The 19,153-nt window shown below is 66.7% G+C and carries 21 protein-coding genes; 6 read left to right on the forward strand and 15 right to left on the reverse strand.

Annotated elements, in window-relative coordinates; translation table 11 throughout:
* Window positions 1-78 precede the first annotated feature (78 nt).
* The 5 genes from APZ15_RS13615 to APZ15_RS13635 form a co-directional block, all read right to left on the reverse strand.
* Window positions 79-489 (reverse strand): hypothetical protein, encoded by a 411-nt coding sequence (locus tag APZ15_RS13615; protein WP_027787301.1) that lies wholly within the window; start codon window positions 487-489, stop codon window positions 79-81.
* Window positions 490-576: 87 nt separating this feature from the next.
* Window positions 577-1,398, reverse strand: a complete 822-nt coding sequence (locus APZ15_RS13620; RefSeq protein ID WP_027787300.1) for an ABC transporter permease subunit — start codon at window positions 1,396-1,398, stop codon at window positions 577-579.
* The gene (locus APZ15_RS13625) at window positions 1,395-2,321 is read right to left on the reverse strand and encodes an ABC transporter permease subunit (RefSeq protein ID WP_027787299.1); all 927 of its coding nucleotides are present in this window, start codon (window positions 2,319-2,321) and stop codon (window positions 1,395-1,397) included. Before APZ15_RS13625 ends, APZ15_RS13620 begins: the two co-directional genes overlap by 4 nt.
* Window positions 2,318-3,478, reverse strand: a complete 1,161-nt coding sequence (locus APZ15_RS13630) for an ABC transporter ATP-binding protein (RefSeq protein ID WP_027787298.1) — start codon at window positions 3,476-3,478, stop codon at window positions 2,318-2,320. The genes APZ15_RS13625 and APZ15_RS13630 overlap by 4 nt, the downstream gene beginning before the upstream one ends.
* A gap of 85 nt (window positions 3,479-3,563) precedes the next feature.
* Window positions 3,564-4,658 (reverse strand): polyamine ABC transporter substrate-binding protein, encoded by a 1,095-nt coding sequence (locus APZ15_RS13635; RefSeq protein ID WP_027787297.1) that lies wholly within the window; start codon window positions 4,656-4,658, stop codon window positions 3,564-3,566.
* Window positions 4,659-5,079: 421 nt separating this feature from the next.
* On the opposite strand from APZ15_RS13635, the gene APZ15_RS13640 reads away from it, so the two are divergent.
* The gene (locus tag APZ15_RS13640; protein WP_021159754.1) at window positions 5,080-5,283 is read left to right on the forward strand and encodes a DUF1289 domain-containing protein; all 204 of its coding nucleotides are present in this window, start codon (window positions 5,080-5,082) and stop codon (window positions 5,281-5,283) included.
* 85 nt (window positions 5,284-5,368) lie between these two features.
* On the opposite strand, the gene APZ15_RS13645 is transcribed toward APZ15_RS13640, so the two are convergent.
* The 3 genes from APZ15_RS13645 to APZ15_RS13655 form a co-directional block, all read right to left on the reverse strand.
* Window positions 5,369-6,010, reverse strand: a complete 642-nt coding sequence (locus APZ15_RS13645; RefSeq protein ID WP_027787296.1) for an OmpW/AlkL family protein — start codon at window positions 6,008-6,010, stop codon at window positions 5,369-5,371.
* A 65-nt stretch (window positions 6,011-6,075) separates the two neighbouring features.
* Window positions 6,076-7,266, reverse strand: coding sequence for an NAD(P)H-dependent flavin oxidoreductase (locus APZ15_RS13650; RefSeq protein WP_027787295.1), 1,191 nt, complete (start codon window positions 7,264-7,266; stop codon window positions 6,076-6,078).
* Window positions 7,267-7,387: 121 nt separating this feature from the next.
* Complete coding sequence (locus tag APZ15_RS13655; RefSeq protein WP_027787294.1) at window positions 7,388-8,824, reverse strand: aldehyde dehydrogenase family protein; 1,437 nt, start codon at window positions 8,822-8,824, stop codon at window positions 7,388-7,390.
* Window positions 8,825-8,948: 124 nt separating this feature from the next.
* Between APZ15_RS13655 and APZ15_RS13660 the strand changes: the two genes are divergently transcribed.
* Both APZ15_RS13660 and APZ15_RS13665 read left to right on the forward strand, forming a co-directional pair.
* Window positions 8,949-9,710, forward strand: coding sequence for a hypothetical protein (locus tag APZ15_RS13660; RefSeq protein ID WP_027787293.1), 762 nt, complete (start codon window positions 8,949-8,951; stop codon window positions 9,708-9,710).
* A gap of 331 nt (window positions 9,711-10,041) precedes the next feature.
* Entirely contained in the window at window positions 10,042-10,407 is a 366-nt protein-coding gene (locus APZ15_RS13665) for a hypothetical protein (RefSeq protein ID WP_027787292.1), read from the forward strand.
* 116 nt (window positions 10,408-10,523) lie between these two features.
* On the opposite strand, the gene APZ15_RS13670 is transcribed toward APZ15_RS13665, so the two are convergent.
* Window positions 10,524-11,003, reverse strand: a complete 480-nt coding sequence (locus APZ15_RS13670; RefSeq protein ID WP_027787291.1) for a YjjA family protein — start codon at window positions 11,001-11,003, stop codon at window positions 10,524-10,526.
* A 287-nt stretch (window positions 11,004-11,290) separates the two neighbouring features.
* Between APZ15_RS13670 and APZ15_RS13675 the strand changes: the two genes are divergently transcribed.
* A complete protein-coding gene (locus APZ15_RS13675) occupies window positions 11,291-11,839 on the forward strand; it encodes a hypothetical protein (protein WP_027787290.1) in 549 nt (182 codons plus the stop codon).
* 76 nt (window positions 11,840-11,915) lie between these two features.
* The gene (locus APZ15_RS13680; protein WP_027787289.1) at window positions 11,916-12,491 is read left to right on the forward strand and encodes a polysaccharide deacetylase family protein; all 576 of its coding nucleotides are present in this window, start codon (window positions 11,916-11,918) and stop codon (window positions 12,489-12,491) included.
* A gap of 18 nt (window positions 12,492-12,509) precedes the next feature.
* Here APZ15_RS13680 and APZ15_RS13685 read toward each other — a convergent pair whose 3' ends face one another.
* Window positions 12,510-13,496: a phosphotransferase gene (locus APZ15_RS13685; RefSeq protein ID WP_172535153.1), complete on the reverse strand. Its 987-nt coding sequence runs from the start codon at window positions 13,494-13,496 to the stop codon at window positions 12,510-12,512.
* On the opposite strand from APZ15_RS13685, the gene APZ15_RS13690 reads away from it, so the two are divergent.
* Window positions 13,495-14,184 carry a cephalosporin hydroxylase family protein gene (locus APZ15_RS13690; RefSeq protein ID WP_027787287.1) on the forward strand — a complete coding sequence of 230 codons (690 nt, stop codon included), beginning with the start codon at window positions 13,495-13,497 and terminating at the stop codon, window positions 14,182-14,184. The two genes, APZ15_RS13685 and APZ15_RS13690, sit on opposite strands and share 2 nt — an antisense overlap.
* Here the strand turns inward: APZ15_RS13690 and APZ15_RS13695 are convergent.
* From APZ15_RS13695 to APZ15_RS13715, 5 genes are read right to left on the reverse strand one after another with little or no spacing between them, the layout of a single operon-like run.
* On the reverse strand, window positions 14,141-15,346 hold the full coding sequence (locus tag APZ15_RS13695; RefSeq protein ID WP_027787286.1) for a glycosyltransferase: 1,206 nt from the start codon (window positions 15,344-15,346) through the stop codon (window positions 14,141-14,143). The genes APZ15_RS13690 and APZ15_RS13695 overlap by 44 nt on opposite strands.
* Window positions 15,347-15,353: 7 nt before the next feature.
* Window positions 15,354-16,427 (reverse strand): asparagine synthase-related protein, encoded by a 1,074-nt coding sequence (locus APZ15_RS13700; protein WP_027787285.1) that lies wholly within the window; start codon window positions 16,425-16,427, stop codon window positions 15,354-15,356.
* Window positions 16,424-17,284, reverse strand: coding sequence for a 4Fe-4S cluster-binding domain-containing protein (locus APZ15_RS13705; protein WP_264173766.1), 861 nt, complete (start codon window positions 17,282-17,284; stop codon window positions 16,424-16,426). Before APZ15_RS13705 ends, APZ15_RS13700 begins: the two co-directional genes overlap by 4 nt.
* 22 nt (window positions 17,285-17,306) lie before the next feature.
* Entirely contained in the window at window positions 17,307-18,299 is a 993-nt protein-coding gene (locus APZ15_RS13710; RefSeq protein WP_027787283.1) for a phosphotransferase enzyme family protein, read from the reverse strand.
* Complete coding sequence (locus tag APZ15_RS13715; protein ID WP_027787282.1) at window positions 18,300-19,049, reverse strand: FkbM family methyltransferase; 750 nt, start codon at window positions 19,047-19,049, stop codon at window positions 18,300-18,302.
* Between the last annotated feature and the right edge of the window lie 104 nt (window positions 19,050-19,153).

The following is a 19,153-nucleotide window of genomic DNA, read 5'->3' on the forward strand; positions in this document are numbered from 1 at the left end:
GTGCCGGGCGTTTTTTATCGCGGGCGCCACCGGCCGACGGCGCGACGCCCCGTCGTCAAGACAGATGCTGGATGGCCGTCAATTCGGCCTTTTGAGCCATTTGCGCAGCCTGCCGGCAATCCCGGATCGCTCGACATACCCCAGCGCCGAAACCGCACACATCATTCCGATTGCCGCATACAGCAAGGCCATTTCTCCGTTCCTTGCGATGTCCGGCCATGCTGCCTGTGTCAGAACCGCAAGAACGGTCGATCCAGCCACACCGCCCACGATGACCAGCATCGGCAATACCGCCCTCCGAGGAAGCAGCGTGCTGGCCCGATAGACCGGATACGAAAGCAGCATTGCCACGGGAAATGCAACCTTGAAAGCCGCAGCGGAAAAAACGATCGAAACACCGCCGAAATCCTTGACGGACAAAACGCCGATCAGCAAGCCTGCCACGATCGCGGCAGTCAGGCTTGCACCAAGCAATTCCGAAATCTTCAATTCCTTTCTCCCGTCGCACCAGACAAAACGCCCGGCCCGACTCGACGTCGGCACCGGGCGTTGTTCATGGCAGACGCCGTTCAGGCGTCAGGTCGCGAATCCCGCCATCCGCTTGCGCTCCTGGCGCAGCATCACGAAGTTCGCGATCACGACGCCGGCCGTCACCGCGACGATGAACAGCGTCGCGAGTGCGTTCATCTCCGGGTTCAGCCCGAGGCGCACACGCGAGAACACCACGAGCGGCAGCGTCGTCGAGCCCGGGCCCGACAGGAACGCCGACAGCACGAGGTCGTCGATCGACAGCGTGAACGACAGCAGCCAGCCCGCGATCAGCGCCTGCGAGATCAGCGGCAGCGTGATCGTGAAGAACACCTTCAGCGGCGTCGCGCCGAGATCGAGCGCGGCCTCTTCCAGCGACGGGTTCAGCTCGCGCACGCGCGACTGCACGATGATCGCGACGTACGAGATGCACAGCATCACGTGGCCGAGCCAGATCGTGAAGATGCCGCGCTCGGCCGGCCAGCCGATCCACTTCGCCAGTTCGATGAACAGCAGCAGCAGCGAGATCCCCTGGATCACCTCGGGAATCACGAGCGGCGCGTTGATCATCCCGCTGAACAGCGCGAAACCGCGAAAACGCCCCATCCGCGCGAGCACGAAACCGGCCCAGGTGCCGATGATCACCGACGCGAACGCGGTCAGCACGCCGATCTTCAGCGACAGCCACGCGGCCGTCAGCAGCTCGTCGTCCTCGACGAGCGCCGAGTACCAGCGGAACGAGAACCCCGACCACACGGTGACGAGCTTCGACTCGTTGAACGAATAGACGATCAGGCTGATGATCGGGATGTACAGGAACGCGAAGCCGGCAAACAGCGCCGCGAACTGCAGGTAACGATTCGGCTTCATCGACGGCCTCCCTGCTCCTTCGCCTGGAAGTGCTGGAACATCGCCATCGGCACGAGCAGCAGCAGCACCATCGCGCAGGTCACGGCCGACGCCATCGGCCAGTCTGCGTTGTTGAAGAACTCGTTCCACATCACGCGGCCGATCATCAGCGTGTTCGCGCCGCCGAGCAGCTCGGGAATCACGTACTCGCCCACCGCCGGGATGAACACGAGCAGGCAGCCCGCGATGATCCCGTTCTTCGACAGCGGCAGCGTGATCTGCACGAACGCCTTCCACGGCTTCGCGCCGAGGTCGTACGCGGCTTCGAGCAGGCGCAGGTCCATCTTCACCAGGTGCGCGTACAGCGGCATCACGAGGAACGGCAGGTACGAATACACCATCCCGATGTACACCGCGTAGTTGGTGCGATACAGCTCGATCGGCGTATGCGTGAGGCCGATCCACATCAGGAAGTTGTTCAGCAGCCCGTTGTTCTTCAGGATGCCGATCCACGCGTACACGCGGATCAGGAACGACGTCCAGAACGGCAGCATCACGCCCATCATCAGCAGGTTGCGGGTCGCCGGGTTCGAGCGCGCGATGTAGTACGCCATCGGATAGCCGATCAGCAGGCACAGCAGCGTCGTGATCGCGGCCACCCACACCGAGTTCACGTAGGTCGCGAAATACAGGCTGTCCGTGAACAGGAACGCGTAGTGCGACAGGTTCAGCGCGACGTGCACGACGCCGTCGGCGTACGACGCAAGCTCCGTGTACGGCGGGATGCCGAGCTGCAGCTCCGCGAAACTGATCTTGACGACCAGCACGAACGGCACGAGGAAGAACAGCACGAGCCACGTGAACGGGCCGGCCACGACCGCCGTGGCGCCCGTCAGGTTGAAGCGCCGCACCGGCCACGAGAGCATGGACTTGAACGAGGTCATGACGTCAGCACCACGCCGGCAGTCGCGCTCCAGCGCACGTAGATCTCGTCGCCGAGCGACGGCGTGTCGAGCTCCGAAATCGCGAGGCTCGACACGTTCGCGATCACCGTCTTGCCGCCGTCGAGCTTCACGTGATACAGCGAATAGCCGCCCATGTACGCGACGTTGCCGATCCGGCCGCGCGCCCAGTTGAACGCGCCTTCGGGCGGCTTGCGCGTGAGCGCGATCCGCTCGGGGCGCACCGACACCGTGACCGGCATCCCGAGCGGGCCCGAGATCCCGTGGCTCACGTACAACCGGCTCGGCAGCTCCGGCGATTCGATGTACACGTGGTCGGGTTCGTCCTCGACTGTCACGCCTTCGAACAGGTTCGTCGAACCGATGAATTCGGCCGAGAAGCGGCTGTTCGGGTATTCGTACACTTCGTTCGGCGAGCCGATCTGCACGATCTGGCCTTCGCTCATCACCGCGAGGCGATTGGCCATCGTCATCGCTTCTTCCTGGTCGTGCGTGACCATGATGCAGGTGACGCCGACCTTGTTCAGGATGTTGACGAGCTCGATCTGCGTGCGCTGGCGGATCTGCTTGTCGAGCGCGGACATCGGCTCGTCGAGCAGCAGCAGCTTCGGGCGCTTGACCAGCGAGCGCGCGAGCGCGACGCGCTGCTGCTGGCCGCCCGACAGCTGGTGCGGCTTGCGCTTCGCGTACTTGGTCATCTGCACGAGTTCGAGCGCCGCGGCCACGCGCTCCTTCAGCTCGGCCTTCGGCGTGCCTTCCTGCTTGAGGCCGAACGCGACGTTCGACTCGACCGACATGTGCGGGAACAGCGCATACGACTGGAACATCATGTTCACGGGCCGCTTGTACGGCGGCATCTGCGCGAGGTCCTCGCCGTCGATCAGGATCTTGCCCGACGTGACCGTCTCGAGGCCCGCGAGCATCCGCAGCAACGTCGACTTGCCGCAGCCCGAGCTGCCGAGCAGCGCGAACAGCTCGCCCTGGCGCACGGTCAGGTTGACGCTGCGCACGGCTTCGGTGTCGCCGAATTTCTTGACGACGTCGACGATCTGGACAAAGTTCTCGGCGCGCGCATCGGCGCCGGAGGAGGAAACGGAGGACGGTGCGCCCGCGACCGGCGCACCCGACTGGCTATTCATGATGTGCTGCATCTCTCCTGCGTTGAACGAACAAAGCCCCCGGGGGCACCAGGGGCTTCATGACTGCTGGGAACGCCGGCTCGCGTCAGCGGCCCGACTTCAGCTCGGTCCACAGACGCGTCTGCAGGCGCTGGATTTCAGGCGGCAGCGGCTTGAGCAGGAACAGCGTCTTCACGACGTCGGCCGGCGGATAGACGGCCGGGTCGTTCGCGACGTCGGGCCGCACGTACTTGCGGGCCTCGGCGTTGGCGCTCGGGTAGTACACCGCGTTCGTGATCGCCGCGTGCACCTTCGGATCCTCGATGTAGTTGATCCACTCCAGCGCGGCTTCCTTGTTCTTCGCGTCCTTCGGGATCGCCATCACGTCGAACCACACCGGCGCGCCGCCCTTCGGAATGTAGTACTCGACCTTGTACGACTTCTTCGCCTCGATCGCGCGATGCTTCGCGATCACGACGTCGCCCGACCAGCCGAACGCGAAGCAGATGTCGCCGCCGACCAGGTCGTTGATGTAGCCCGACGAGTTGAATTGCGTGATGTACGGGCGGATCTTCTTCAGCACTTCCATCGCGGCCTTGTAGTCGGCCGGGTTCGTGCTCATCGGATCCTTGCCGATGTAGTGCAGCGTCGCCGCGAACATCTGGTCGGGCGCGTCGAGCACCGACACGCCGCAGGTCTTCAGCTTCGAGATGTTTTCCGGCTTGAACAGGATGTCCCAGTTGTCGAGCGGCACCTTGCCGAGCGCCTGCTGCGCCTTCGTCAGGTTGTACGCGAGACCGGTCGTGCCGTACGCCCAGGGCACCGAAAACTTGTTGCCCGGGTCCGCGCCGGCGACGAGCGCCATCAGCTGCGGATCGAGGTACTTGAGGTTCGGCAGCTTCGACTTGTCGAGCGGCGCGAAGATGCCGGCGGCGATCTGCTTGCCCGCGTAGTTGCTGGTCGGCACGACGATGTCGTAGCCCGAGCTGCCCGTCAGCAGCTTCGCCTGCAGCGTATCGTCGCTGTCGTAGTTGTCGTAGCGGACCTTGACGCCCGTCTGCTTCTCGAAGTTCGGGATCGTGTCCTTCGCAATGTAGTCCGACCAGTTATAGACATTGAGCTGCGTATCCTTCGCCGCTGCCGCCGATGCACCCACGCACAGCGCGAGCGCTGCGAACCGGCCCACTACCTTTGCTTTCATCCCGTTCTCCCTCCGGCCGGACACGTTGCCCGGCTGCCGTCTGCCTCGTCATGGCGGCGCATTTTGGCGCGCCGCCCCTCGAAAACCCCGAAAACTACCATCATTCGCGCCCCGTCACAAAAAAATCATGCCGGTGTCGCGCAAACGGAACAGATATCCCGCTGCCGGCCGGTCAGGCGGCCCGTGCGGCGGGACGTTCCCGGGGAATTCTATCGGGTAATCGGCGGCTGTCCACCGGGAAAGACGGGGGGCGACGAAACCGCGTTCGCCGGCCGGACGCGAGCCGTGCGGCGGCCGCGCCCGAACCCGGCCGTACTGTCACGCCGCTGCACCGGTACGGCATGCCGGCCGCGCCCGTCCGACCGACCGGCCGCGATGCATTAAAATGGCGGCTGACGATTCAACTGCGTGAACCCCTCCGATGGCCTCCAATCTCCACGACCTGCCCGACAGCCCCTGCATCGGCGTGTGCTCGACCCTCTTCGACGAAGTCTGCAAGGGCTGCGGCCGCACGGCGGCCGAAGTGTCGAACTGGGTGTTCCTGAGCGACGACGAAAAGCGCGCGGTATGGGAGCGCATCCAGCGCGAAGGCACCGCGATGCGCTTCCAGTACGACAAGCTGTAAATCCGCCGCGCAAAAAAAAGCGGCATGCAGACCGCCATGCCGCCAACCCCAACTCTGTTCTGTTTCTGTTCCTTTCCCGCCGCGTCTAGAACTTCATCCCGACGCCCACGCCGACGATCAGCGGATCGATGTGCAGCGTGCCGATGCCCTTGTCGCCGAGCGTCGCATCGGTGCTCATCCAGATCTTCTTCACGTCGACGTTCATGAAGACCTTCTTCGTCAACTGCACGTCCACGCCGAACTGCAATGCCGGGCCGAAGCTGCTCTTGTTGATCGACACGCCCTGCCCGCCGACGTTGAGCCCGTTGTTGTAGAAGTACGTGTAGTTCACGCCCGCGCCGAAATACGGACGCACCTTGCCGGCATGGTTGAAGTGATACTGCAGCAGCAGCGTCGGCGGCAGCACGCCCACGCCGCCGAGATTGCCGAGGCTCGACGTCAGCTGGTGCCGCGACGTGCCGAGAATCAGTTCGACGCCGAGGTAGTCGCGGATCATGTACGTGAAGTCGAGCTCGGGCACGATCGCGTTGTTCACGCCGACGTTGAGCGCGCCCAGCGTGTCGCTCGCGCGTTCGTTCGGCTGGATGCTGATCGCACGCAGCCGGACCAGGACGTCGCCCTGGTTGATGCCGTCGCCCGGCGAGGCCGCGTGCGACAGCGAAGGCATCGCGGCGAAACTGGCCGCAACGGCGGCAGCGGTGACACAAGTTCGAATCGTTTTATGCATGGTACGGACCCCCAAAGAATGGTTCCCATTTTCCTCGTAGGGTCTTTTCATCGTCTTGATATCCGTCAAGCCAGCGTAAACGTGGGACGGTTTGCCGCAGGCTCGGTCGCACAGCCCGTCAGCAGCAGGTCGAGCAGGTCGCGCACGCTGCGAATCGCACGGCCGAACGGCAACGCCTCGCGGCCGCGGAAGAACAGCCCGTTCGCGACGTCGCCGCGCAGCGCCGCCGCCAGCCGCGTGTCGATGCAGAAATGGCCGAACTTCTCGATGCCGTCGCGCAAGCCGCATACGCTCAGGCATTCGAGCGCGGTCGGGCAACGCTGCTTCAGCGCGCCGAGCTTGTTGCGGATGCGCGTCTCGTTGCGCAGGTAACGATCGAGCCACGGCGTTTTCACCGCGCGTGCGGGCAGCCCCGTCACGCTGACGAATTCGACGATGTCGTCGGGCGTCGCGTCGGCCAGCACGCGCTTGAAGTGCGGATGCGCATCGCCCTCTTCCGTCACCGCGAACGGCGTGCCGACCTGCACGCCGTTCGCGCCGGCCTCGAGCGCCGCGCGCACCGTGTCGTGACTGTTGATCCCGCCCGCAACGATCAGCGGGATCGTTTCGCGTGCGATACCGAGCGATGCCATCACCTGCGCGGTCTCGTCGAGCACGCGTGCGAAATCGAAACGGCGGTCGTGCATGTCGTCGATCTGCGTGACGCCGAGATGGCCGCCCGCATGCGCCGGATGCTCGATCACGATCGCGTCGGGCAGGCGCCCCTTCTTCATCCACTTCTTCAGCACGAGCGCGATCCCGCGGCTGTCCGACAGGATCGGGATCAGCGCGATGTCGTGTCCTTGCGTGAGATCGGGCAGGTCGAGCGGCAGGCCCGCGCCCATCACGATCGCATCCGCGCCCTCGTCGCATGCGACCCGCACGTAGTCCGCATGCGCGCTCACGGCCTTCATCACGTTGACCGCGATCATCCCGCGTCCTTCGCTGTAGGTCTTCGCGAGACGGATCTCGCGGGCGAGCGCCTCGAGGTTCGCGGCCTCGAGCGTCGCGCGATCGGGTTGCGCGCGGCAACGCGCGAGCAGGTCCGCATGATGGTGACGCAGGTCGATGCTCGCGATCGTGCCGACCGCGCCTTCGCGCGCGACGCTGCCCGCCAGCCGGTGCGCGGAAATGCCGACGCCCATGCCGCCCTGCACGACAGGCAGCAAGGTGCGGCCGCGGATCGTCAGCGGCGGAAAGGAAGTGCGTACGGTCATCTGAAACCTCGTCGGAACATCGGAACCGCGATGATCGACGATCCACCGCCGCGCACCTTGACGACCGTCAATAAAAAAACGGCACCAGCGTGCCGTTTTCGGTTCGTGCGGCGCGAAGCGCTCAGGCAGGCTTCGCGGGCTTGAGCTGCATCGACTTGTACTCGAGATATTCCTCGAGCCCGTACACGCCGTTCTCGCGGCCATGCCCCGACTGCTTGTAGCCGCCGAACGGCGCGGCGCCGTTCCACGTGCCGCCGTTGATGTCCACCTGCCCGGTGCGGATACGGCGCGCGATGCCCATCGCGCGCTCGTCGCTGCCGGCCCACACCGCGCCGCCGAGCCCGTACGGCGAATCGTTCGCGATCCGCACGGCCTCGTCCTCATCGCGATACGTGATGATCGACAGCACCGGCCCGAAGATTTCTTCCTGCGCGATCGTCGATTTCGGATCGACGCGGCCGAACACGGTCGGCTTCACGAAGAAGCCCTTCCTGAGCCCTTCCGGCAGGCCCGTGCCGCCCGTCACGAGCTCCGCGCCTTCGTCGATCCCGCGCTGGATGTAGTCCTGCACGCGCTGCTGCTGCACGGCCGACGCAAGCGCGCCGAGACGCGTCGCATCCTGCCGCGGGTCGCCCGCGACGTACGATTCGGCCGCGGCCTTCGCGATCGCGCGCGCTTCGTCGTAGCGGGCTTCCGGCACCAGCATCCGTGTATGCGCCGAGCAGGTCTGCCCCGCGTTCAGGTAGCACGCGTTGACCGTGCCCTTCACCGCCGCCGCGAAATCGGCATCGTCGAGGATCACCGACGCCGACTTGCCGCCGAGCTCGAGCGCAACGCGCTTGACGCCCGCGGCCGCCAGCTCGGCCACGCGCTTGCCGGCGCGCGTCGAGCCCGTAAACGACACCATGTCGACGTCCGGATCGGTGGCCAGCACCTCGCCGACCACCGGGCCGTAGCCGCACACGAGGTTGAACACGCCGGCCGGCAGCCCGGCTTCGTGAATCGCTTCGGCAAGCATGAACGCGTTGAGCGGTGCGACTTCGGACGGCTTCAGGACGACCGTGCAGCCGGCGGCGAGCGCCGGGGCGACCTTCAGCGTCACCTGGTTGAGCGGGTAGTTCCATGGCGTGATCGCCGCGACGACACCCACCGGCTCGCGCACGACGAGCGAGTTGCCGACCTGTGCCTCGAACTCGAACGACTCGGCAAGCTTCGCGTACGCCTTCCAGTTGTAGATCGGGCCGCCGACCTGGATCGCGCGCGACAGCTTGATCGGCATCCCGACTTCGCCGGTGATCGACTGCGCGAGCTCCTCGCTGCGCGCCTGCAGATGCTCGACGAGCTTGCGCAGGTAGCCCGCGCGCGTCGAGGCCGGCGTGGCCGCCCACGCGTCGAAGGCCGCGCGCGCCGCGCGGATCGCGTCCTGCGCGTCGGACGCGACGCCTTCCGGAATCCGGCCGATCACGGCTTCGGTGCCCGAGTCGATCACGTCGATCGTGCCGGTGCCGGCCGGCTTGCGCCACGCGCCGTCGATATAGAACTGGTCGTAGATTTTCATCGTTTTCCGCCTCCAGGAAAGCCGACATTCTAGCGAGCGTTTCGGCCGGCCGGTGTGACGATTGACAGCTATTGGAAAGGTCTTTAGCCTCGGCGCCTCATTCATCATAAGAAATGAGAATGCCTTGAGCATCCTGACCAAAATCGAGGGCGGCTATCTTCAGGTATTGCGCGTGATCGTGCTGTTGTTCGCGACCGCGGTCCTGATCGGCGGGGTCATATTCGGCGCGATCGCACTCGATGCGCGCCTATCGAAACCGCCGAAAGTCGATTCGGCCATCCAGGTCGATCCTGCATCGTTCGCGTGGGAGAACGACGCAACCGCCAAGGCCACGCCGGCCGCCGGCGGCGCGGCAGCGAAGGACGACAACGCGTCGCCCGCGCTGCGCCTGTCGACGCAACTGTCGGGCATCGTGCAGAAGCACGGCCGGGCGGCCCTGTCGCCGGACTACGCGGTCGATCGCGACGCGTACGAGCCGTCGTTCCAGCGCGTGCTCGGCGACGACGACCATCCGGAAGTCGCGTACTACGAGCAGCAGATCGCGTATCTCGACAAGGTGCTGTCACGCGCGGACGTCGCGGCCAGCGTCAAGAAGAAAGTCACCGGGCACGGTGACGAATATGCGCGTGAGCAGGCATACACCGACGTCGTGTCGGCGGTCATGCGCGACTTCTCCGAGCGCTACGACGCACGCCGGACCGCGATCGACAATGAGAAGAAGGCCGCCGAAGAAACGGCCGCCGAGAACGGCCAGACCGCGCGCTTCGCCGGCGTCGCCGCGCTCGTCGCGCTGTATTCGTTCGTGTCGCTCGCGGTGCTGATCATCCTGATCCGCGTCGAGCGCAGCATCCGCTCGATCGCGCGCGCCACGCACACGGCGACCTGAATCCGCTCATCCGCCAGCCCGCGCGCCGGGCTGCGGGGGCCCGGCGACGGGCCCACTTCGCGGCGCAAGCGACCGCTTTCTGGTCGCTTCCCGGTCGCTCCCCGGCCGCATCTTCCCGTGTCGTTCCTCACGCGCTCGCGCACTTTTCGTTCCCGCCGCTCCCTCATTCCTCCGTCGGCCATCCGCGCCGGCGCGGCGTCCGTTTCGCCACCGCCATGTCAGCATCCGCCCGGGTGCGCGGCCGGGCCCGCATCGTGCTATGTTTTTACTATCGGCACCGGCCCGTTGCAACCGGCGCCGCCCGGAATCCATGTATTTCGTGAGCGCTGCCATGTCCGACGCACCCCATACCCTCGGCTCGCAAGACCGCCTCGAGCTGCTTTGCTGGCTCACCTGCGGCAACCTCGGCGCGTTTTACCTCAACGAATCGTGGCCGGACGCCACGTTCCAGGTCCAGGCCGCGCACCGCTGGCTCGACCGCCATCACCGTCAGGCCGACTGGCTCGCGATCGCCAAGCTCGCGGCGCTCGCGCAGGACATCGCCAAGCGGCACGCCGGGTTCGTCGATGCGTCGTGGGCGCGCGACGCGGTCGAGGAAATCGTCGATACCGACGACCTCGACTATCGGGCGAAACTCGTGCAATGGGTCTACGAAGACTGCTGCAAGGCGCTCGCCGACAAGCGGCTGGCCGATTGACGATCGGGACGGCACGCGCGGCGCGGCATCGCGCTCCTGTCGTTGACGGGAATGTCAGCCTGAAAGACTGACGGGTGCGGTACGTCGCGCACCGCACCCCGAACCGCGAGGCGCGCTTACAGCAGCGATTTCGCCTGCGTCAGCACCTTGTCGCAGATCTGCCTGGTTACCTGCTGCTTCAGTCCGCCGCCGCTCAGGTCGAGCTTGCTGCCATTGCCGGCGTCGAGCACACCGCTCGCGCCGCTGGTATAGCCGCTGTCGGACGACGCGTTGCCGCCGAGCTTGCCCATCAGCGCGTCCTTCACCGACGACGCACTGCCGGATGCCCCGCCGAGATAGTTGTTCTGGATGCAGAACTGCAGCAGGCCCGCGACGTTGCCGGTGCTGCCCGGCATCAGCGACGAACCGCCACCGCCCGTCAACGCGCCACCGATGCCGCCGAGGTTGCCGAGCGCACCGCCCGCGCTGCCGCCCGAATCGCCCCCGCCGCCGACCTGCTTCAGGACATCGCCCAGCTGCGCATGCGCCACCGAAAACGGCGCGAGCAATCCGATCAGCGCACCGGCAATGGTCGCGCGGTATAGACGTGCATTCATGTGAAGCCTCCCGGTTGTGACTGCGTAAGTACCGCGAATCGAATCCAAGGATACTCAATCAACCCGTGCATGACAGCCTTCGGAGGTGGCCTGAAACGTCAGGCATCGTGATATCGCCACGATTTGACAAAGCTTGACGGCGAGCCGCGTGCGGACATGCCGGTTTTGCATCCGCGCGCGATCGCCCGCCCCGGGTCGCCCGCGCGCGCGAAGCGTCATAGAATCGTCGTCGCCGGCCGCCCGGACCCTCCGGCCCGATCTCGATCCCGAACATGAAGGACACTCGCGTGACGCTTGCCCATCGATTTCTGCTGTTCGCCGGCGCAGCGGCCGCGCTGGGTTGCGGCGGCGGCACCGCCGGCGCGGCCACGCCCACGGCCGCCGCCGCGTGCCCTTCGCCGTCGTTCGAGCGCTATCCGGCACCCGCCGCAAGCGCACCGCGCAAGCCCGCCGCGGCACCACGCCTGACCACCAGGGAAGCCCGCCTCTACCGCACCGTCATTCGCGACGAATTCACGCAGCCGGCCAACTTTGCCGGCCACTACCGCGTCGCGACCTGGGGTTGCGGAACGGATTGCCGGAATTTCGCGATCGTCGACAAGTACACGGGCGCGACGTACACGATGCCCGGCGTACAGGCCATCGCAGGCGTGATGGGCAACGACGAGGAACGCGTCGATTTCCGGCCCGGCAGTACGCTGCTGATCGTCGCGGGCTGCTTCAACGACGATTGCGACTACAACGACGCGAAGGCGGCCCGGTTCTTCTACGAGTGGACCGGTACGCGCTTGCGTCGGGTCGGCACCTGTCCATTGGCCATCGAGCCGCGCGAGTAGCCGGCCGACGGCTGCCGCTCGCCGCGACTTGCGCTATCGTTCCCCCGGTACACCTTGAACGGCGCACCCACCTGCGATGCCCATTTGCCTCAGTTTCGATGACGGCCCCGGCCCGTCGACGCCCCTCCTGCTCGACGTCCTGCATGCCGCGTCGTGCCGCGCGACCTTCTTCCTGCTCGGCCGGAATCTGGCAGGCGCGCTCGATGTGGCCGCACGCATGGCGCGCGAAGGCCACCGGCTCGGCAATCACACCCGTTCGCACGCGAAGCCGGGCACGCTGTCGGACGACGCGTTGATCGACGAGATCGAGACGACCGACGCGCTGATCCGCGATGCCTATCGCGAGGCCCGCGTGCCCGCGCCGGATGCGATCCCGCTGCGCCTGCCTTATGGACTGATGCCGCAGGACAGTCGCGCCCGCGTGCTCGCACGGCTGCAACGCGAACATACCGGCTGGACCGCGATCCTCGACGACTGGCAGCGGCCGGCGCCGTCGCCGCAGGCGCTGTTCGACGCGATGTGCGCCCATGTCGACGCCAGCACGGCACGGCGGCGCGACGTACTGTTCTGCATGCACGACGGATCGCGGCACGGCGAGGCGCGGCCCAACACGGTCGAAGCCGTGCGCCTGTTCCTGAATCGGCCGCGCTGACGTGGCATCCGGCCGGCGTCAGGGCGCAGCGCCATCCAGCAACTGCCGCCAGCCGCCGAGAAAACCGATGCCGGGCCCCGGCACCCACAGGCCGCGCTGCGCGGCTTCCAGGTGAATCAGCGTCTGGTCCGCGCAGAACAGGGCCATCAGCGCGTCGCGGCGGTCATGCATCCAGTCAGGCACGGCATCGGGCCGCGTCGCCGCATAGGCCCGCAGGCCGGCGTCCCAGCGGCGCGCGTCGAATACGAAGCGATCGTCCCGGCCCGCATCGCGCGACAGCGCAAACAGCGCAAACGCCGCTTCGAGCCACTGCGCGCCCTGCCCGACGTCGTCGAAATCGAGCACGCCGTTCACGGCGCCCCCTAGGTACAGCAGATTGCCCGCGTGATAGTCGCCGTGCAGCCAGTGCACCGTGCCCGTCAGCCAGCGTGCGGCAGCGTCGAGATGCGCGCCGATCCGACGGATCATCGTCCCGTAGCGGTCGCTCAGGTCTCCCGGCAACGGCGGCGCGGCACGCGCGGCAACGCGTGCGTGCCGCGCCGACAGCCAGGCCAGCGGCGCCGATTCGGTCACGGGTATCGCCGCCAGCGCCGCATGCAGATGCGCGAGCGCACGCATCGCGTCGATCGCGCCCGCCTCCGCTTCGTCCGGCAGGCCGGGGCTGCCGTCGATATGCTCGAACAGATGCAGCCAGCTTCCGTCAGGCAGTTGCACGCCGGATTGCGCGTCGACGGTCGGCCGCAGGCGCGGTAGCGCCGGCAGCAGCGGCGCCGTCCGCGTATCACCGAGATGACCGAGTATCGCCGCCTCGCGATCCACCTGTCCGACCGGCTTGCCGGACCACGATACGCGCAGCACCGCGCGTCCCGCATCGCACTCGACGAGATACGTTTTGTTAGTATGGCCCGACGCCAGCGCCTGCATGCGTGCAGGCCCGATGTTCCAATACCGGTGAAGCCACGGTTCCAGCGTTTTCACGTCACTCCTACTCGTTGCATTGACCATGTCAGAGCGTCCTTCGGCCCGCATGCGGGACATCAACATCGAATGGCTGACGCGCGCCGCCGAATTCGACCACCTGTTCCAGACGCGCTGGCTCGGCGAGCGCTTCTTCCACTTGCCCGGCGACATGCTCGCGCTCCAGGAACTGATCTGGCGCGAGCGTCCCGACTGCATCGTGCAGACCGGCATCGCGGCGGGCGGCGGCGTCGTGTTCTCCGCGTCGATGCTGGCGCTGAACGGCGATCGCGGCCGTGTCGTCGCGATCGAGCCGCGCCTGCGCGACGACGTCAGGCAGCGCCTGCAGTCGCATCGGCTCGCCGATCGCATGGTGCTGATCGAAGGCGAATCGTGCGCGGCCGACACGCTCGCATCGGTACGCGCGCAGATCCCGCACGATGCGCGCGTGATGGCGATCCTCGACCTCACGCATACCCACGCGCACGTGCTGCGCGAACTCGAATGCTATGCGCCGCTCGTGACGCCGGGCAGCTACGCGATCGTGATGGATACCGTCATGGAATACCTGCCCGCGTCGATGTTCGACGGCAAGCCGTACGGCAAAGGCAACAACCCGGCCACCGCCGTGCGCGACTATCTCGACCGCGACGACCGGTTCGAGGTCGACTACGACATCGAAGACCGCGTACTCATGACGCTGTCGCCAGGCGGTTTCCTGAAGCGAGTTCGCTGATCAGGCGCGCGGCCTCCGCCGAGCCGTCACGCGCGTAGCTCGCACGGATCCGCGCCGCCTGCTCGCGCAACGAACCGGGACGCAACAGGCACGCGAGCGCATCGGCGATCTCGGCCACGCCGGCGTGCTGCAGATCCAGCACGCGCCCCGCGCCGGCCCGCCCGACGAAGTGCGCCGAATGAAACTGGTCGTTGCAGAACGGCGACAGCAACATCGGCACGCCGCATGCGAGCGACTCCATCACCGAATTCGCGCCACCATGGCTGACGAACGCGTGCGTGCGTCGCAGCAGCGCCAGTTGCGGCACGTAACGCACCGCGATGACACGCGCGTCGTCGGCCGGCAGCAGATCCGCATCGACGAGCTCGCCCACCGACAACACCAGTTGCGCCGGCGTCGCGCGCGCCGCCTTGATGACTTTCGCGAACACATCGGGATGGTAATAAAGCTGGCTGCCGAGCGACATGTAGACGAGCGGACGATCGGCATCGAGGCGCTCCCACGGGAACGGCGTCTCGTCGCCACGCGGGCCGGACGGCAGCGCGGGGCCGACCAGTTCGACACCGGGCGGCGGCGCGCCGACCAGCGCGTCGGTCGTGAACGCGAGCGTCAGGTGCGGCGACAGGATGTCGCAACCGCGAAAGCGCGCATCGAGCCCGTAGCGCGCGAACAGCCGGGTGCGTTCCGGCGCCAGCCATCGCACCGTGCGCAGCAATTCGGAGTCGAGATCGTCCGGCAGCACCGGATTCAGCGAATTCGACATCGCCACCCACGGCAGCCCCTCCAGCTCGGCGGCGATCGCCGCCGCATAGAGCAGCGGATCGATCACGACCACATCGGGCCGCCAGTCGCGCAGCACCGCGCGGATGCCGTCCACCTGTGCGGGCGCCAGGTCGATCAGCAGCGTGCGGATCCAGTGCCGCAGCCAGTCCGCGTCGCGGATGTTCGCGGCAAAGCTCGCGCCGCGCGACAGGTCGTGACGCTCGGGTGTCTCGCGCGGCCCGACGAACGCGAAGCCGCCGGCGGCGTCGAGCTGGGCGCTGATGTCGGCCGGCGCATAGAACGCGACGTCGCAACCGGCGGCGCGCAGATGCTGGGCCGGGCCGATGCACGGATTGACGTGCCCTTTCTCGGGCACCACGCAGAACAGGATGCGTTTCATGAGCGGCTCAGGTTGGGCGATGCGCGGCATCGAGGGGAGTGTCGAGGCGGTTGAAATGATCGAGGATCAGCGACAGCGTCGTCCACAGCACGCGTTCGTTGTCCGTTTGCAGCGTGGGCGCGTCCAGACCGAGCGTGTCGGCCAGCGCGCGCGTGCGGTCGCGATCGAGCAGCGTCGCGAGATCCATCGCCGGGGCGAGCCGGCCGCGCTTGGGGCCATGCACGAGCCGGTCCGGCAGGTTCAGGCGCGCACCGAGATCGCGCAGGCATTGCTTGTCCGGATCGGGGGCGATGCTGGTCAGATGCGCGACGACGGCATCGTCGACGAACGGCGGATGCAGGTCGACCGACGCCGCGTCGAACAACGCATGGCACAGCGGCAGATAGTTGGCCGACTGGTCGCGGCGCAGCACCTGGTCCGCGCCGTCGCCGGTGATGGCCACCTCGACGCCGTCCGCGGCCATCGCCTCGGCCAGCAACAGCTTCGCGACCGGATGCAGGTTGAACATCGGCTCCTCGACCGCATGGGTCGTTCTCGGCAGCGCCGCGACGAAATCCGCCTCGTTCACGCGCACGAGCTTCACGTTCGCCTGCATCTGCCCGGCCAGTTCGAGTGCCGCATCGCGTTCGCAATAGTCCGGCATGTCGGTCACGAGGATGTAGGACGTCACGTGCCGCTGCGCGCCGAGTTCGCGCAGCAGCGCAAGCAGCAGCGCCGAATCGAGCCCGCCGCTCAACGCCAGCGCAACGCGCTTGCCGCTGTCGAGCGCACGTTGCAGCGACGCGCGCAGCACGGTTTCCAGATCCGCGTGCTGCGGCCGCCCGGGTGCCGGCTGAACGGCCAGCCCTTGCGGCGAACGGATCAGCGCATGGCCGGGCGGCACCGCGCGCACGTCGCGCAGCACGGTGCGGCCGACCAGGCGCTCGCCGCTCAGATAGCCCGCGATGGCCGCCGCGTCCGGCTCGCCGGCCGGTTGCGCCGACGCGCGCAGGACGGCCCGGATGCCGGACGCCGCCGTGCCGCTGCGCGGATGGTAGTGAAGCCGGTCGAAGCCGAACAGGTCGCGCGTGCCGACGATCATGGATAACGAGCCTTCAAGGAGTCCACTTCAATGCGTTTGAGGATGCGATGCGGCGCCACCGGCGCGCTGCCGCCCTGGCAATGCAGGCACGCTTCGAGCGGCGCCTCGCGTTGCAGATAGGCGAGCATCGCGTCGAGCATGCCCGCGTCGTCGCGCAGCGGCAGGCCGTCGGATCGAAAATCCTTCTCGCCCTTGTAGAGCGTGTGGAAATGCGCCGGACGCGTGCACGTGTAGAACATGCCGTCGCGAATCATATGGCAGCGCTCGCGAATCCAGCAATCGTGATAGAGGCGCTGCGCGGCGTCCCGGTCGGTGCCGGGCTGTGCACGGTTCATCGTCGTGAACACGTCCTGCACCTTCCAGTTCAGGCGCACGTCGAAGCGCGCGGCCTGGTGCTCGATGTGCGCGACCAGGTCGGCCGAAAGCGACGGCTTCGGATAGCGCGAGATCGTCAGCGCATCCACCGCCTGCCAGAACGCGTCCGTCATCTCGCCGAGCTTCAGGCCATTCGTCGTGACGGAGATCACGGGCGCGATACCCGTGGCGCGCACGCGCCCGACGAGCTCGACGAGCGCCGGATGCAGCAGCGGTTCGCCGCCGACCAGCTTGAACACGCGCGGGCGCAGCACCTTCGCCGCACGGCGCAGATCGGCCTCGAGCGATGCCGGGCTCGCGTACCACTCGGGCAGAAGCGGCGACAGCGAGCAGCATTCCGCGCACGTCAGGTTGCAGTGGTCGACGATATGCGCTTCCAGCGAGCGCGTCAGGACGCGCCCGTCTTCTACACGGTAGTCGCGATCCAGCGGCGGCGGAAATACGTGCTGCCGCTCGCCCGGCGGCGACGTCGGATGCGGCATCCGGTTCAGGTTCGAATTCACTTCAGCGTCCTGCTTCGATGCAACGGGAAAAGAAATCGACCAGGCGGTCGCGGGCATCCACCATCGCGGATGCCATCGTCACCGCGCCGCTCAAATGCGACGCGAAACGCGACGGGTCGTCGAGCCAGCCTTGAACAATCCAGAGCTTCAGCGCGTGCTGCAGGCATGCGGCATCGACCGCCCAGGCAATGCGTGCAGGATCCACCGGCCGCACCCGCAGGTATGCGCGCACGAACGCTTCCGCCAGCTGCGGCGCTTCCAGCGGCAAATGATTCAGGCAACGCACCAGTTCATATTCGCGCGGCGCGCCGATCGTCGCTTCCCAGTCGAGGATCAACGGCGGCAGCGTGCCCGTGAACAGATAGTTGAACTGGTTGTAGTCGTTGTGGATCGGGTGCTGCGGATCGTCGGCGGGAAACGCGTCGATGCTGCCCGGATAGCAGCGGTCGAGCATGCGCAGCGCGAGATCGACGTAGCGGCGCAGGTTCGCGGCGTTCTCGTTCGAGCGTGCGTGATTCAGCGCATCGAGCAAACTGCGCCGCACCGCATCCGCGTCGATCGCGATCAACCGCGCACGGATCGTGTCGAGCGATGGCAGCTGAAGCCGTTCGAGACTCAGATGCAACGCGGCCAGGCTCGAGCCCAGCGCCTCCCATTCGGCCGGCGAAAACGTGTCGTAGGTTCTGAACTGCCCGGTTTCCCAGCGCGTGAGCATCGCGTGGGCGTTCGCCCCCGTCCACAGCGGTGCGCCGGCTGCCGTGCGTTTCAGCGCCTGCACATGGAAACGTGTATCGCCGTGCGTCTCGAAGTGCGCGAGCACAGCGGCTTCCCTGGCCGCACGCGCCTGATGCCCGGCGGCGTAGAGCTTGACCGCTACGCCGCCGTCATCGGTCGGCAGATGCCATACGCGTTCGCTGACCTGGCGCGGCGGCCCGCTACGGCCGAGCGCGCAGGCTTCCAGGATCTCGTCGAAGGTCGCGGCGAGCGGGCCCATTCAGATGTGCTCGGCCGGCCCGTGCCGATACGGATGACCGGTCAGGAACGTGTTGTGTCCGACATAGCGCAGCTTGTACATCGCGGGCCGGAACAGCACCGAAGGATCGTTGTTCGCGATGCCGAGCAGCGGATACAGGTCCTGCCGCACGAAGAATGCGTTGTTGCCCATGTCGTCGCAGCAGACGAGTTCATAACCCTTCTGCCTGCCGAGGTGCACGAGCGATTCGAGGCTCGCGCCGTAATAGGTCGAGCCGTCCCATTCGTGATCCGGGTTGAAGCACATGACCCAACGCTCGGGCGGCGTGTAGTACGGGTTGTATTCGATCACGACGATGCGCGGCTTGAACGCCCGCAGGCCGCGCCAGACCCAGTAGTCGTTGCCGTCGATATCGATCGACAGCAGGTCGAAGTCGGTCGGCGTGTTCGCGTCGGCGAGCAGATGATCGACCGTGTCGGGCTGGACGCGGTCGTGATGCAGGCGGATGCGCTCTGCACCCGCGTAGTGCGCGGCCAGCTTGCCGAACCGGTACGCGCTGCCTTCCACCAGCACACCGGCCCAGTCCTGTTCGCGCAGCAACCGGGCCGTGTTGCTGTTGCGCAGGCCGTCGCTGGCGCCGATATCGACGCAGAACCGGTTGACCGGCGCGATCCGCTCCATCAGGCGCGACAGGATGCCCTCCTCGGTGCCCTGCGCGTACAGGCTTTGCGCAAGGCCGGACAGGTCGAGCGGGAGAGGATGGTCCGGCATCGGGGGCGGCTCCGGGTCGAAATGGGGAATGATGATTGGCGTTCGGTGGGTAATTTACCCGAAGTCGATTCGCGGGAGGAAACCGGAATGAGAAACGCTGCCGG

Source organism: Burkholderia cepacia ATCC 25416 (assembly GCF_001411495.1).
Taxonomy (GTDB): domain Bacteria; phylum Pseudomonadota; class Gammaproteobacteria; order Burkholderiales; family Burkholderiaceae; genus Burkholderia; species Burkholderia cepacia.